The sequence below is a fragment of the Ruegeria spongiae genome (assembly GCF_023502395.1).
GTDB classification, from domain to species: Bacteria; Pseudomonadota; Alphaproteobacteria; order Rhodobacterales; family Rhodobacteraceae; genus Ruegeria_C; species Ruegeria_C spongiae.
Map to the genome: position 1 here is coordinate 56,852 of NZ_JAMFMB010000015.1, position 13,462 is coordinate 70,313.

Here is a 13,462-nt window from a genome sequence, read left to right on the forward strand (position 1 = left end):
TAACCTGTGTGCGCGCCGGTGCAAATCAAGCGCTGCGCACCGGTGTTCGCATGGTTACCAGTTCTTCGGCCATAACGGGATGGACCGCAACCGTGCGGTCGAAATCTTCCTTGGTCGCGCCCATCTTGACCGCGATACCGGCCATCTGGATCATCTCGCCCGCCCCGGGAGCCACGATATGACAGCCCAGCACCTTGCGGCTGGCCTTGGACACGATCAGCTTCATCATCACCCGCGCGCTGCGACCCGCAAAGGCCGATTGCATCGGCTTGAACGAAGTCGCGTAGATCTCGACCGGTTCCTGTTCGGCAGCCGCTTCCTCGCTCAGGCCGATGGTGCCCATTTCGGGCTGGGTGAAGATCGCGGTCGGGATCAGGTCATGATCCACCGGCGTTGGCTTGCCCCGGAAAACGGTATCGACAAAGGCCATCCCTTCTCGGATCGCCACCGGCGTCAGGCTCACCCGGTCGGTCACATCCCCGATCGCATAGATCGAGGGCACACCGGTCTGGCTGTATTCATCCACGACGATCTGCCCCTTGCGGCCCAGTTCGACGCCCAGCGCTTCCAGCCCGAGATCATCGGTGTTGGGCGCGCGCCCGGTGGCATACATGACCACGTCAAAGAGGTTTTCATCGCCATTGGTGGCCTTGACCCTTATCTGGTCGCCTTCCTTGTGCATCTCAAGCACGTTGGTGCCCAGATGCACGTCGATGCCGTTCTGGCACATCTCTTCGCTGACCAGCCCGCGCGCCTCGTCATCAAAGCCGCGCAGAATCTGCGCGCCGCGATAATACTGTGTCACATCGACACCCAGCCCGTTCTTGATACCGGCAAACTCGCAGGCGATATAGCCGCCGCCGACGATCAGCATATTGCCGGGCAATTTCGGCAGGTGGAACACCTCGTTCGAGGTGATCGCCAGCTCCGAGCCGGGGAAGTCAGGCACCACGGGGCGGCCACCGGTGGCGATCAGGATGTGCTTGGCGCTCTTGCGGGTGCCATCGGCCAGCTCCACCGTATGCGGATCGACCAGCCGCGCGCGCTGATCGAAACTTTCGACGCCGTTGGTCTTGAGGATGTTGCGATAGATGCCTTCCAGCCGGTCCAGTTCAGCGGCCAGCTTGCCATGGAACATGTCCCAGTCGAAACCGCCCTGGCTGACATCCCAGCCATAGGCGCGCGCCTCGTCGATCATCTCGGGGTATTCGCTGGCAAAAACCATCAGCTTTTTCGGCACGCAGCCCCGGATCACGCAGGTGCCGCCATAGCGATCCTCTTCGGCCAGCGCCACCTTGGCCCCGGTCTCGCCCGCCGCCACACGCGCCGCCCGCACGCCGCCCGAGCCGCCGCCGATGACAAAGAGATCGTAGTCAAAGCTCATGGTTCTGCCTCATCCTTGGTCCCGCAAGGGGTGTAGCCTATCCCGCGCCACTGTCCAGCCCGTTCCGAGCCTTGATCTGATCCTGCCACGGTTTGTCCAGATCGGGCCAATAGGGGCGCAACGCTTCAACAAATTGCTCAGATATGTCCGAGGGCATTGATTTCAATGGCATCACAGAGCGCTTTAAACTCCCATTTTTCTTGTAGACAATGATGTTCTTGAAAGAGCGTCGACGACGCCCTTCGTAGATCTGAATGGCTTCTACTTTTTCCCAATTCAAACGAAAGGGTTTTCCAGTGCCGGTGCGCATATCTATTCCAGAGGCACCAACCGCTGCCTTCACATCGGTGAACTTTCGCACAGCTAAGTACTCTCCGGTGGCCCAAACGAGCGCGATCACGCCGCCAACACCTGTAATTGCGTTTGGATCGACCAATACGTTGTGAGCCAGCAAGAAAATTCCAACGACAAGTAGAAAGGTACCGTCCAAAACTCTCAGTACCCGCCTTAGATTAAGGCGAAATCGGCTTTCTCTGAAAACCAGACTTGGTTCTTCGCCCATTCTTAATCCGCGAGATCACTGAACAGGTTCTCGGTCTCGTCCAGCTCCAGCCGGTCATGTTCAACCGTGCCTTCGTTGATGTCGCGCAGCTCGACCCGGCCGTCGCCATAGCCGATCACGACGATGTCGCAGATGTCGATGAACAGGCCATTTTCAACGATGCCGGGGATCTGGTTGAGGGTCAGGGCCATCTGACGCGGGTTGCCGATGCGGCCCAGATGCAGGTCAAGGATGTGGTTGCCCTCATCGGTCATAAAAGGCGCGGAGCCGTTCATGCGCAGGCTCGACTGGCGGCCCAACACGTCCATCGAGACCAGCATCTCTTCGATCAGCGCCTGCGTGGTCTGCCAACCGAACGGGATCACCTCGACCGGCAGCGGGAAGGTGCCCAGCGCCTCGACCTCTTTGCCGACATCCGCGATCACCACCATCTGGTCCGAGGCGGTCGCCACGATCTTTTCCTGCAACAGCGCGCCGCCGCCGCCCTTGATCAGGTTCTGCTCGCCATCGAATTCGTCGGCGCCATCAATGGTCAGGTCCAGCCAGCGCGCCTCGTCCAGCGAGATCACCTCGATGCCGACCTCGCGCGCCAGTTCCGCCGTGCGGGTCGAGGTGGGCACGCCGCGAAACTTCAGCCCCCGCTCGCGCACCATCTCGCCCAGGCAACGCACCAGCCACACTGCGGTCGAGCCGGTGCCCAGCCCCACGCGCATTCCGTCCTCGACAAGGTCGGCAGCGCGCTTTGCGGCAACAAATTTGGCCCGGTCAATCGGTGACATTTCTGAGATCATGACAGCATCCCCTGGTTGGTCCCAGGGGACTTATAGGCAAGTCCCCCACCGCTTGCGAGAGGGATTCGGCGCGCCTAGCCCACGATCTGCTGCAGTTCGCTCAACTCGTCGAGCGTGGCCCAGCCATCGCGGTCGAGATCGATCAGCATGATCCGGCGCAATTCCTCGATATTCGCCGCGCCCATGGAAGACACCGCCTCGGCCTCGGCAAAGCCGCGCAGTTCCTGCGTGGTGACCGTACCGTCCGCGTCCTCGTCAGCGTAGCGGTGCAGCCGCACCAGCCGAGCGCGCAAACCCGCCGAGAGCGTCGGCAGAACCGTCCCCACCTCGGACCGGGTGACACTACCGTCATTGTCGAGATCAGCAAGGTTCAGGCGGCGATAATGACCGGCGCGCAGCGTGCCCAGCCGCACGGCGATCATCGCCTCGATCCCCGGCCTGTCAATGCGCCCGCCCTGCCCGTAGCCGATAATCGCGTCGGTCACCACGGTATAGAACTTGTCGGGTTCGGTTCCGAGCAGGTTCAGCAGCTCTTCTTCCAAGAAGCCCGCCAGATCCTGTGCCATCACGGCACGGGCCACGCCGCACCAGAACAGCAGAGATAGGAAAAGACACCTGAGCGCGCGCATCTGCGTTCCTCCGACGTTGCGAATGCGCCGAGCATGCACAGCGAAGGTAAACCCCGTCTTAAGACGCGCAGTGGTCGGCAGATCTGGCCACCTTGCATAAGACCGGCAGAAAATTTTGCGCGTTTCCTATCGGAAACGTCGGAAACGGTGTATGGGGAATCACCCAAACCCCCTAGAAGCCGATCATGACCGAAAAACTGCGCCTGCATTACGCCCCCGACAACGCCTCGCTGGTGATCCGGCTGGTGCTGGAAGAGATGGGCCTGCCCTATGAAACGGTGCTGGTCGACCGCTCGGTCCGTGAACAGGACAGCACCGCCTATCGCACGCTCAACCCCAATGGGCTGATCCCGGTGCTGGAGACCCCGCAGGGACCGATTTTCGAGACCGCCGCGATCCTGCTCTGGCTGGCCGACACGTATGGCATGATGGCACCGGCAGCAGACCACCCCGACCGGGGCGCCTTTCTGAAATGGCTGTTTTTCGCTTCGAACACGCTGCATGCCGATTTGCGCATCCTGTTCTATGCCGAGACCTATATCGACCCCGGTAACGCCGAGGCCCTGCGCGCCGGCATCCGACCCCGCCTGCGCCGCCACCTGCACCTTCTGGACAGCCAGGCCGCCGCCGCGCCGGGCTGGCTCTGCCCTGATCACCCGTCGGTTCTGACCTATTACCTGGCCTGCATGATGCGCTGGATGGCGCTCTATCCGGCGGGCAGCGACCGGGGCTGGTTTCAACTGCCCGACACGCCTTATCTGCAACGCCTGCTGAACGCGCTCGAAACGCGCGACGCCACGCGGGCGGCCATCGCCGCCGAGGGGCTCGGGGCGACGCCCTTCACCTCACCCACCCATCCCACGCCGCCGCAAGGGAGCGCGACCTGAATGTTTCTTTCCATCTTCGACATGTTCAAAGTGGGCGTCGGTCCGTCCTCGTCCCATACGATGGGGCCGATGGTGGCCGCAGCCCGGTTTCTGGACCTGATGCGCGCCTCGCCGTTTGAGTTCCACGGGCTGCGCGGCTCGCTGCACGGCTCGCTCGCTTTCACAGGGGTGGGCCATGCCACCGATCGTGCCACCATCCTGGGCCTCGCAGGCTTCAGTCCCGACAGCTATGATCATGACAAGGCCGAGGCTGAACTGGCGCGGATCGAGGCCGAGAAAACCGTGCAGCCCGAGGGTCTGCCAACGCTGCGCTTTGATCCCAAAGCCGATTTGATCTTCGACTATGACCAGACCTTGCCCGGTCATGCCAACGGCATGGTGCTGATGGCCACGGATGCGCAGGGCGATGTGATCCTGCGGCAGGTCTACTACTCGATCGGCGGCGGCTTTGTCCTGACCGAAGAGGAACTGGCCAATGGTGATGCCACCAATGAGGGCGATCCGGTTCCCTACCCGTTCAAATCCGCCGCCGAGATGTTGGAGATGGCGAAAACATCGGGCAAGAGCATCGCGGAAATGAAACGCGGCAACGAGATTGCGCGCGGTTGCGAGGTCTCGCTGAAATCCGGCACCGGTCGGATCTGGGAGGTGATGAATGCCTGTATCGAACGCGGATTGCACACCGACGGCATCCTGCCCGGCGGCCTCAGCGTGCGCCGCCGGGCCAAGGGCATCCATGACGCCCTGTTAGCTGAACGCGGCATGAACCTGAGCGCGCCGCACACCATCAACGACTGGATGAGCGTCTACGCGATGGCGGTCAACGAGGAAAACGCCGCAGGCGGTCAGGTCGTCACCGCGCCGACCAATGGCGCGGCGGGCGTTTTGCCTGCAACGCTGCGTTACTACCTCGACCATGTGCCCGGTGCGGCCCCCAGCCATGTCGAGGATTTTCTGCTGACCGCCGCCGCCATTGGCGGGCTGGTCAAGTACAACGCCTCGATCTCGGGCGCCGAGGCGGGCTGTCAGGCCGAGGTGGGCAGCGCCTCGGCGATGGCCGCTGCCGGCCTCTGCGCGGTGATGGGCGGCACGCCCGAGCAGGTGGAAAACGCCGCAGAGATCGCGCTGGAACATCATCTGGGCATGACCTGCGATCCAATCAAAGGGCTGGTGCAGGTGCCCTGTATCGAACGCAACGGGCTGGGGGCGATCAAAGCGGTGAGCGCCGCCTCGCTCGCCTTGCGCGGTGACGGTCAACATCTGGTGCCGCTGGATGCGGTGATCGAGACCATGCGCCAGACCGGTCAGGACATGCATGAGAAATACAAGGAAACCTCGCTGGGCGGGTTGGCCGTGAACGTGCCGAACTGCTGATCACCCGCTGGCCTAAAGCTTGTTCAGCGGGATCTTCAGCGTCGGGTTGCCGTCTTCGTCGGCGGGCACGTCGCCACCACGCATATTGACCTGCAGCGACGGCAGGATCAGTGCTGGCATGGCCAGTTCCGCGTCGCGCTCGGTGCGGAAGCGGATGAACTCGTCCCGGCTTTTGCCCGCGCCAACATGGATATTGGCGGCGCGTTCCTCGCCGATCGTGGTCTCCCAGGCGATTGCACGGCCGTTCGGGCCGTAGTCATGACAGATGAACAACCGCATCTCGTCCGGCAGGCTGAGGATGCGCTGGATCGAATCGTAGAGCTGCCCGGCATCGCCGCCGGGAAAATCCGCCCGCGCCGAGCCGCCGTCGGGCATGAACAGCGTGTCACCGGCAAAGACCGCGTCGCCCATCACGTGCACCATGCAGGCAGGCGTATGGCCCGGCGTATGCAGCGCGAAACACGCCATCTGCCCGACCTGATAGGTGTCGTTATCCGTGAACAATCGGTCGAACTGCGAGCCGTCGCGCTCGAACTCGGTGCCTTCGTTGAATATCTTGCCGAAGGTTTCCTGCACGGTGATGACGTACTCGCCAATGCCGATCCTGCCACCGATCCGGTCCTGAATATATGGCGCGCCGGACAGGTGGTCGGCGTGAACATGGGTCTCGATGATCCATTCGGTCGTCAGGCCATGTTCCTGGATGAAGGCGATGATCTTGTTGGAGCCGTCATGGGTCAGCCGCCCGGCGGCCGCGTCGAACTCCATCACCGGGTCGATCACCGCGCAGGCCGGGCTGGCCGGGTCCTTGGCCACATAGCTGATCGTGTTCGATTGCGCGTCGAAAAAGGCGGTGACCTCGGGCTTCACGGACAGATCGGGTTTGGGCTGGGTCATGACGTCCTCCTGCTGCGCGTGATGGTGACATGTGATCTGTGGCTATAAAAGTCAAAAACCACAGGCAGACTTGCTGAGAATATGATCCGGACCGCTGACTCCGGTCATATCCCCAGCGGTTTCGTCTTTCCCCGCGTCTGGTGACCGGATAGCGTCGCGCCATGACACAGGATCGCCCCGTTCTCGGCATCACGTTGATGCTTGCCTTTTGCGTGCTTGCCCCGCTGGGCGATGCGATCGCGAAATTGTTGTCGCACAGCCTGCCGGTCAGCCAGTTGGTCGTGGTCCGCTTCGGCATTCAATCCATCATTCTGGTGCCGCTGGTCTGGCTGACAGCGCGGCCCTGGCGCATGCCCGGTCGGTATTGGAGCCTGGCGGCGCTGCGCACCGTGCTGCATATCATCGGCATCGGTGCAATGTTCACATCGCTGAAATACCTGCCACTGGCGGACGCCTTCGCCATCGCTTTCGTGATGCCCTTCATCCTGCTGATCCTGGGCCGGTTTGTCCTGAATGAAGAGGTAGGCAAACGCCGCATCATCGCCTGCACCGTTGGCTTTGCCGGAACGCTGATGGTGATTCAGCCCAGCTTTGCCGCAGTTGGCTGGAACGCGCTCTGGCCCCTGCTCGTGGCCGTGGCTTTTGCCTTTTTCATCCTCGTCACGCGGCATCTGGCGAAGGACACCGACCCGGTCGCGCTGCAGGCGGTCTCGGGTCTCATGGCAACCGGATTTCTTGTGCCCGCGCTGGTTTTGGGCGACGCGGCAGGCCTGCACGATCTGGTGATCACCCCGCCCGAACGATGGGAGGCGTGGCTGCTGCTGTCGATCGGCCTGATTGGCACGGTGGCACATCTGCTGATGACGTGGTCGCTGCGCTTTGCGCCCTCGGCCACGCTGGCACCGATGCAGTATCTCGAGATACCCATGGCCACCCTGCTGGGCTGGCTGATTTTTCAGGACCTGCCGAACGGCTTGTCAAGCCTTGGCATCGCGATCACCATCGGCGCAGGGCTCTACGTCATCCTGCGCGAGCGGGCCATCGCGCGCGATCCGGGGCTAGAAACGCCTGCCTGACCTGCCCGATTGCGGCGCGCGGAACCATCACGATCATACCCGGATCATCAAAGCGCAAATGCACCGGACCAGTGACTTCGTTCGAGGTTCCGACCGCCCCGTCGGGTGCAAATGCGATCCCGTCAATGGGCCAGCGCAATCCGTCAGAGCGCCCCATTACCGGTGCCAATGGAAACAGTGACACAGTGGCGCCCGGATCCAGTGCCAGCCGGATCTCGGGCGGGGCATGGAAGATCACCTCGCGCGCGCCGATCAGGATGCAAGGCGATGTTTTCCGCCTGACCAAAGTGTTTAGGACGGCAAGTTGATGGTCCACCCGGCCGCCCAGAAACCCGGCAGCCAGAACAAGGGGGGCCGCGATGTGGCGCAGCGCCTTGTCAAAATCGGTGCTGTCCTGTTCACGAATCGGAAACAGGCGGTCGGCAGGCAGACGCGCCGCTGTTTCACCATCCAGAGAATCGAAATCGCCGATCACAGCATCCGGCACATGCCCCTGATCAAGCGCCGCCCGTGCCCCGCCATCCGCCGCAACCAGCGCCGTGCTGTCCGTCAGCGCCAGATCAATATCGCCCGCGTCGATCTGCCCGCCACCAATCAGGGCGACTACCCCACGTCGGGAAACAATAATTGCTTTTTTACCCATATTGTTTCCCAAAATCGAAGTTGGCCACATTCTGGCCACGAAATGATACTTTCATTTGCACAGATTCGGGCCGAAATTGACGCTACGCCGATGGTAAACGGGTAGCCACAAGTATGTGGAGGGCGAGCAACCCATGGTACAGAATAACAAGGTCTTAACTGTCTCTTACGGGACATTCTCCTGCACTCTGGAAGGGTTTGACGACTCGTTTGACACCATGAAGGCCATCGCCGAGTATTTCCGCGATCTGGCTTCGGATGACCGCTATTTCGGGGCCGAGCCTCCTCAGCCCGATGCCGACATGCTTGCGCGCATTGCCCAGCGCGAGGTTTCACGCCAGGTCGAGGCACGCACCGAACAGAAACATATCGTGCTGCGCGCGACGGAAACCGAAGCGGCGCCCGTCGCCCCTGCCCCGCAAACCGCCCCCGCACCACAAGTCGCCCCTGCCCCGCAGGCGGAAGCGGCGCCCGCGCCTCAGCCGGAGCCCGTTGCGGCACCGACCCCGGTCGCGCGCTCTGCCGCCGCACAGACAGCGCCTGCGCCCTCCGAGCCCGCAGCACCCGCCCCCGTCGAGAACATTGCCCCACCGGCACCCCCCGTAGCTGTCGAGCAGCCCATCCCAGAGGCGGAGCCGGTCGCAGAACCCGAAATCGTGCCCGCCGCCGACAGCATCGCCGCCAAGCTCAAGCGCATCCGCGAGGTTGTCTCGAACGCGGATCAGGAAACGGCTGGCCTGTCCTATTCCGAAGACGAACATGCCGAAGACACCACACCCAAAGTCGTGGCCGAAGAAGCGTCCGCGGATCTTTCGGAAGCGTTCGAGGAGGATGCATCGTCGGTCGAGGCATTCATGTCGCAGAACAGCGAGACGACAGAGACCGACTATGAGGAAGAGGCCGCCGAACCTGTCGCGTTGAAACCCGCCAACGTCGAATCTCTGTTTGATGATTCGGATGACGACGCCGAAGACGACAACGCGCTGTTCGGGGATCTGGATGACGAAGAAGGCGAGGATTTCTCCGCCGAGGATGACCTGTCCAACATCCTGATGAGCGATGACAGCCCGGAAGACGTTGAGACCGCCCCGGTCCATGTCCTGATGTCCAGCGCGGATGCCTCTGCACCACAGACCGGTGCTGCGGCTGACGCGCCCGACTTTGCCTCGGCCCTCTCGCCCGATGACGAAGCCGACCTGCTGCGCGAACTGGCTGCGGTGGAGGCCGAATTGAAGGCGGCTGCCGGAGAGGATACCGAAGCTGCGGAACAGACGCTGCCTGATCCGCGCGATGAGGCACCCGATACACCCCCTACTGAACACGCAACCCTGCCGCCGGTGACCGAGGAAGGCGGCGAGGACAACCTGTCGCGCCTGATGGCCGCTGCCGATGAGCGGCTGGACAATCCCGACGCTTCGACCAGCCGCGACACCTATTCGCATCTACGCGCCGCCGTCGCTGCCGCTGAGGCGGAGCGGTCGACCGGTGACACGCCGAAAGAGCCGGAACAGGCGGAAGAAACTGATCAATATGCCGACGATCTGTCCCATGTCGTGCGCCCGCGCCGCCCGATTGTGACTGAAGGTGCACCGCGTCCTCGCACCACGAACGACCGCCCCGCCCCTCTGAAACTGGTGGCCGAGCAGCGCGTCGATGTGACGACCGAGAGCAACAACAGCGGCCCGGTCCTGCCCCGCCGCATCGCCAGCGTCACCACCGAAGAGCCTGACGGCGAAAGCAGCGGTTTCGCCGAATATGCCACAGAAAACGGCGCCGTTTCGCTGCCCGACCTGCTTGAGGCTGCTGCTGCCTATATGTCCTTCGTCGAAGGTCGCGAGCAGTTTTCGCGCCCGCAACTGATGAACAAGGTTCGCCAGCTTGACACTCAGGAGTTCAACCGCGAGGACGGTCTGCGGTCCTTTGGTCAGTTGCTGCGCGATGGCAAGATCGAGAAAACCAGCGGTGGGCGTTTTACCGCATCGGGTGAAATCGGGTTTCGCCCGGACAATCGCGCCGCAGGTTAAGAAACCAGCAATAACGGTTTAAAAACGGGCCATTGTGGCCCGTTTTTCGTTTCAGAAACAGATCCTGGGTGATGCGATTTTGCCGCACCTGCATATTCGCCTCTTGCTGCGCCGCAGCGAAGCCCCCATCTAAGGCGTGAACTTCGTCAGACAGATCCTTTTGTAGGGGTAAAAGTCGATGCCGGATACAACGATACGCCAATTGCGGTCTTTCGATCAGGACCAGATCGAGGCCCATTTTCAGCGACTGAGCGCCGAAAGCCTGACCTCCCGCTTCAGCGGAGAGGTTTCCGAAAGCTATGTAGAGACATATGTGTCAAAAATCCTGAGCGATGACGCCTATGTCTATGGGGCGTTTCCCGACGGCCATCTGCGCGGTCTCGGGGAAATGCGCCTGATCGCGGACAGCGCGCCCGTTGCCTACGAGGCCGCCCTGACGGTTGAACCCGACTGGCAGCACCGCGGGTTGGGTGACGCCCTGCTGTCGCGGCTGATCATCGCCGCGCGCAACCGGGGCATCCGCGAACTGCACATGCTGTGTCTTGCAAGCAACCAGAAAATGCAGAACCTGGCGCGCAAACACGAGGCCGAACTCAAGACAATGCCCGGTCAGGTCGAGGCCACCCTCACCACACCCTGGCCGTCACCAGCGTCGCTGACCGAAGAAATCGCGGGCGAATGTGACGCGCTTGTTCGCGCAATATTGCACTGGCCCGCGCACGGCAAAGATTATTCTTCCCAGCCAACGGGTTGAGATCGAGCCTTTTTCCTGGCTGCCAGACGGGGCGGCCAGGATCGGACGTTCAACCACGCGCCACTGCAGGCCGCATCCAAGGGCCGCGCAGATCGTGCTGTGGGCGAAGCTATTTTTCCGCGCTGTCGGGGTCTTCCTGCCCCACACCGCGAAAAATGAACCGGAACGGCAGCGCCCAGAGCAGGCCAAGCCCCACATAGATTACCAGTTCCAGCCAAAGCGGCGGGCGGTCCAGCAGGTTCAGCACCGTCACCACCGCAACAATATAAAGCGGCAGCCCCAAAAGCAGGATCACCAGCGACCAGCGCCGCCGCGCCTTGTAGCTCAGCGCCATCAGTCGGCAAACGGGTCGGTCACCAGAATGGTGTCCTCCCGCTCCGGGCTGGTGGACAAGAGAGCCACCGGGCAGTCGATCAGTTCTTCGACCCGGCGCACATATTTGATGGCGTTGGCGGGCAGATCGGCCCAGCTGCGCGCGCCTTCGGTGGATTCGCTCCAGCCCGGCATCTCTTCGTAGATCGGGGTGCAGCGGGCCTGGGCGTCGGCGGCGGTGGGCAGATAATCCACGCGCTCGCCATCCAGCTCATAGCCGGTGCAGATTTTCAGGGTCTCGAACCCGTCCAGAACATCCAGCTTGGTCAGCGAGATGCCGTTGACGCCGCTGGTCGCGCAGGTCTGGCGCACCAGACAGGCATCGAACCAGCCGCAGCGGCGCTTGCGGCCTGTGGTGGTACCAAACTCATGGCCGCGCTCACCCAGCCTCTGGCCGTCAGCATCGTTCAACTCGCTCGGGAACGGGCCTTCTCCGACACGGGTGGTGTAGGCCTTGACGATGCCCAGCACGAAATCGATCGAGCCGGGGCCGATGCCAACACCGGTGGCGGCCTGTCCCGCGATCACGTTGGAGGACGTCACAAAAGGATAGGTGCCGAAATCAATATCCAACAGCGCGCCCTGCGCCCCTTCGAAGAGAATACGCTTACCGGCCTTGCGCTTTTCGTTCAGCACTTTCCAGACAGGCGCGGAAAACGGCAGGATATCGGCTGCAATCTCCTTTAGCTGGGCAATCAGCGCATCGCGGTCTACAGCGTCGATCCCAAGTCCTTTGCGCAGGGGATCGTGATGCTGCAACGCCCGGTCGACGCGCGCTTCAAGCGTTGCCTCATCGGCCAGATCAGCCACCCGGACCGAACGGCGGCCCACCTTGTCCTCATAGGCCGGACCAATGCCACGACCTGTGGTTCCGATCTTGGTGCCCTTGCTCGCGGCCTCTTCGCGGGCACGATCAAGCTCGCCATGGATGGGCAGGATCAGCGGCGTGTTCTCGGCGATCATCAGCGTGTCGGGCGTTATATCGACGCCCTGGGCGCGGATCGTCGCGATCTCTTTCATCAGATGCCAGGGGTCCAGCACCACGCCATTGCCGATCACACTCAGTTTGCCGCCGCGCACCACGCCCGAGGGCAGCGCGTGCAGCTTGTAGACCGCACCATCGATGACGAGGGTGTGCCCGGCATTGTGCCCGCCCTGAAAGCGCGCGATCACATCAGCGCGCTCGCTGAGCCAATCCACGATCTTGCCTTTACCTTCGTCACCCCATTGGGCGCCGACAACCACGACATTGGCCATTGCAGGTCCTTTTGCTGAAAAGAATGAAAACCCGCGCCGGTATAGCGTCGGGATCGTCCGGGCGAAACATCAAATTCGCCGCAGGGGAGCTGGCAGTAGGCCGGGGCCGGGTTTTCTGGCAGAATAAGCCATGGCGGAGGACCAGAGATGAAGAAAACAGACACCGATTTCCAGAAGTTCTATTTCGAAAAGGTCGCCACAGGCGAAGGCTGCGGCTGCGCCGAACGCATCATCGACGTGCATGAGTTCAACCGACTGGCCGGATCGAGGCCCCGCAAGCGCGCGGGATTCCCCTGGCCAAGCCGGACAGGGTTCCGGCGGTTTTTGCAAAAGGCCGGGCTGACCTCACGCCCAAGCGGGCGCGACGCCTGATTTGTTCCTCTGCCGCCATGGTTGGTACATTTGAGGGAGGATTTTCATGGACACCGAAACTGTCATTCGCAAGGCCGTGACCGCCTACGCCGCGTCGGATCTCGAAACCGTTCTGGGATTGTGCACCGACGACATCCACTATTGCATTCGATCGACGCCCGATTGTGGCCCCTACTGCGCCGACTGCCACGGAAAAGCGGCTTTCGTCGACGCCCTGAGCAAATATGTGGAAGACTGGACTTTCGGAGCATTCGAATTGATCGACCTGATCGTGTCTGGAAATCGCGCGGCGACGCGGCAGCGCGTCGAATTCATAAATCGCAGGACCGGCGCACCGCTGCAGACCCAGAACGCGTTGTTCTGGACGGTCGAGGACGGCAAGATCACCGAAATTCTGGAATTTCAGGATACCGCGACCATCTCAGCCGCACGGTCGTAGAT

At 62.1% G+C, this 13,462-nt stretch carries 15 protein-coding genes; 7 read left to right on the top strand and 8 right to left on the bottom strand.

The window, feature by feature from the left end:
- Positions 1-25 precede the first annotated feature (25 nt).
- The 4 genes from gor to M3P21_RS12810 form a co-directional block, all read right to left on the bottom strand.
- On the bottom strand, positions 26-1,384 hold the full coding sequence (gene gor / locus M3P21_RS12795; RefSeq protein ID WP_249710432.1) for a glutathione-disulfide reductase: 1,359 nt from the start codon (positions 1,382-1,384) through the stop codon (positions 26-28).
- 37 nt (positions 1,385-1,421) lie between these two features.
- Entirely contained in the window at positions 1,422-1,946 is a 525-nt protein-coding gene (locus M3P21_RS12800) for a hypothetical protein (protein ID WP_249710433.1), read from the bottom strand.
- Between the two features lie 2 nt (positions 1,947-1,948).
- Positions 1,949-2,737, bottom strand: a complete 789-nt coding sequence (gene rpiA / locus M3P21_RS12805) for a ribose-5-phosphate isomerase RpiA (RefSeq protein WP_249710434.1) — start codon at positions 2,735-2,737, stop codon at positions 1,949-1,951.
- A 74-nt stretch (positions 2,738-2,811) separates the two neighbouring features.
- Positions 2,812-3,366: an EF-hand domain-containing protein gene (locus tag M3P21_RS12810; RefSeq protein ID WP_249710435.1), complete on the bottom strand. Its 555-nt coding sequence runs from the start codon at positions 3,364-3,366 to the stop codon at positions 2,812-2,814.
- A 185-nt stretch (positions 3,367-3,551) separates the two neighbouring features.
- On the opposite strand from M3P21_RS12810, the gene M3P21_RS12815 reads away from it, so the two are divergent.
- Both M3P21_RS12815 and M3P21_RS12820 read left to right on the top strand, forming a co-directional pair.
- Entirely contained in the window at positions 3,552-4,253 is a 702-nt protein-coding gene (locus tag M3P21_RS12815; protein ID WP_249710436.1) for a glutathione S-transferase family protein, read from the top strand.
- Positions 4,254-5,627 carry an L-serine ammonia-lyase gene (locus tag M3P21_RS12820; RefSeq protein ID WP_249710437.1) on the top strand — a complete coding sequence of 458 codons (1,374 nt, stop codon included), beginning with the start codon at positions 4,254-4,256 and terminating at the stop codon, positions 5,625-5,627.
- 12 nt (positions 5,628-5,639) lie between these two features.
- On the opposite strand, the gene M3P21_RS12825 is transcribed toward M3P21_RS12820, so the two are convergent.
- Positions 5,640-6,524: an MBL fold metallo-hydrolase gene (locus tag M3P21_RS12825; RefSeq protein ID WP_249710438.1), complete on the bottom strand. Its 885-nt coding sequence runs from the start codon at positions 6,522-6,524 to the stop codon at positions 5,640-5,642.
- Between the two features lie 161 nt (positions 6,525-6,685).
- On the opposite strand from M3P21_RS12825, the gene M3P21_RS12830 reads away from it, so the two are divergent.
- Positions 6,686-7,600, top strand: coding sequence for a DMT family transporter (locus M3P21_RS12830; RefSeq protein ID WP_249710440.1), 915 nt, complete (start codon positions 6,686-6,688; stop codon positions 7,598-7,600).
- On the opposite strand, the gene M3P21_RS12835 is transcribed toward M3P21_RS12830, so the two are convergent.
- Positions 7,545-8,243, bottom strand: a complete 699-nt coding sequence (locus tag M3P21_RS12835; RefSeq protein WP_249710441.1) for a thiamine diphosphokinase — start codon at positions 8,241-8,243, stop codon at positions 7,545-7,547. The two genes, M3P21_RS12830 and M3P21_RS12835, sit on opposite strands and share 56 nt — an antisense overlap.
- A gap of 133 nt (positions 8,244-8,376) precedes the next feature.
- Between M3P21_RS12835 and M3P21_RS12840 the strand changes: the two genes are divergently transcribed.
- Positions 8,377-10,266, top strand: a complete 1,890-nt coding sequence (locus tag M3P21_RS12840; protein ID WP_249710442.1) for a hypothetical protein — start codon at positions 8,377-8,379, stop codon at positions 10,264-10,266.
- Between the two features lie 178 nt (positions 10,267-10,444).
- Positions 10,445-11,020 carry a GNAT family N-acetyltransferase gene (locus M3P21_RS12845; protein WP_249710443.1) on the top strand — a complete coding sequence of 192 codons (576 nt, stop codon included), beginning with the start codon at positions 10,445-10,447 and terminating at the stop codon, positions 11,018-11,020.
- Positions 11,021-11,129: 109 nt separating this feature from the next.
- Here the strand turns inward: M3P21_RS12845 and M3P21_RS12850 are convergent, their stop codons facing one another.
- Both M3P21_RS12850 and M3P21_RS12855 read right to left on the bottom strand, forming a co-directional pair.
- On the bottom strand, positions 11,130-11,354 hold the full coding sequence (locus M3P21_RS12850) for a DUF2842 domain-containing protein (RefSeq protein WP_249710444.1): 225 nt from the start codon (positions 11,352-11,354) through the stop codon (positions 11,130-11,132).
- Complete coding sequence (locus M3P21_RS12855; RefSeq protein ID WP_249710445.1) at positions 11,354-12,649, bottom strand: adenylosuccinate synthase; 1,296 nt, start codon at positions 12,647-12,649, stop codon at positions 11,354-11,356. The genes M3P21_RS12850 and M3P21_RS12855 overlap by 1 nt, the downstream gene beginning before the upstream one ends.
- A gap of 147 nt (positions 12,650-12,796) precedes the next feature.
- Here M3P21_RS12855 and M3P21_RS12860 point away from each other — a divergent pair, with 147 nt between their 5' ends.
- Both M3P21_RS12860 and M3P21_RS12865 read left to right on the top strand, forming a co-directional pair.
- A complete protein-coding gene (locus M3P21_RS12860; protein WP_249710446.1) occupies positions 12,797-13,021 on the top strand; it encodes a hypothetical protein in 225 nt (74 codons plus the stop codon).
- A gap of 46 nt (positions 13,022-13,067) precedes the next feature.
- Positions 13,068-13,460 carry a nuclear transport factor 2 family protein gene (locus tag M3P21_RS12865; protein ID WP_249710447.1) on the top strand — a complete coding sequence of 131 codons (393 nt, stop codon included), beginning with the start codon at positions 13,068-13,070 and terminating at the stop codon, positions 13,458-13,460.
- The last annotated feature ends 2 nt before the right edge of the window (positions 13,461-13,462 follow it).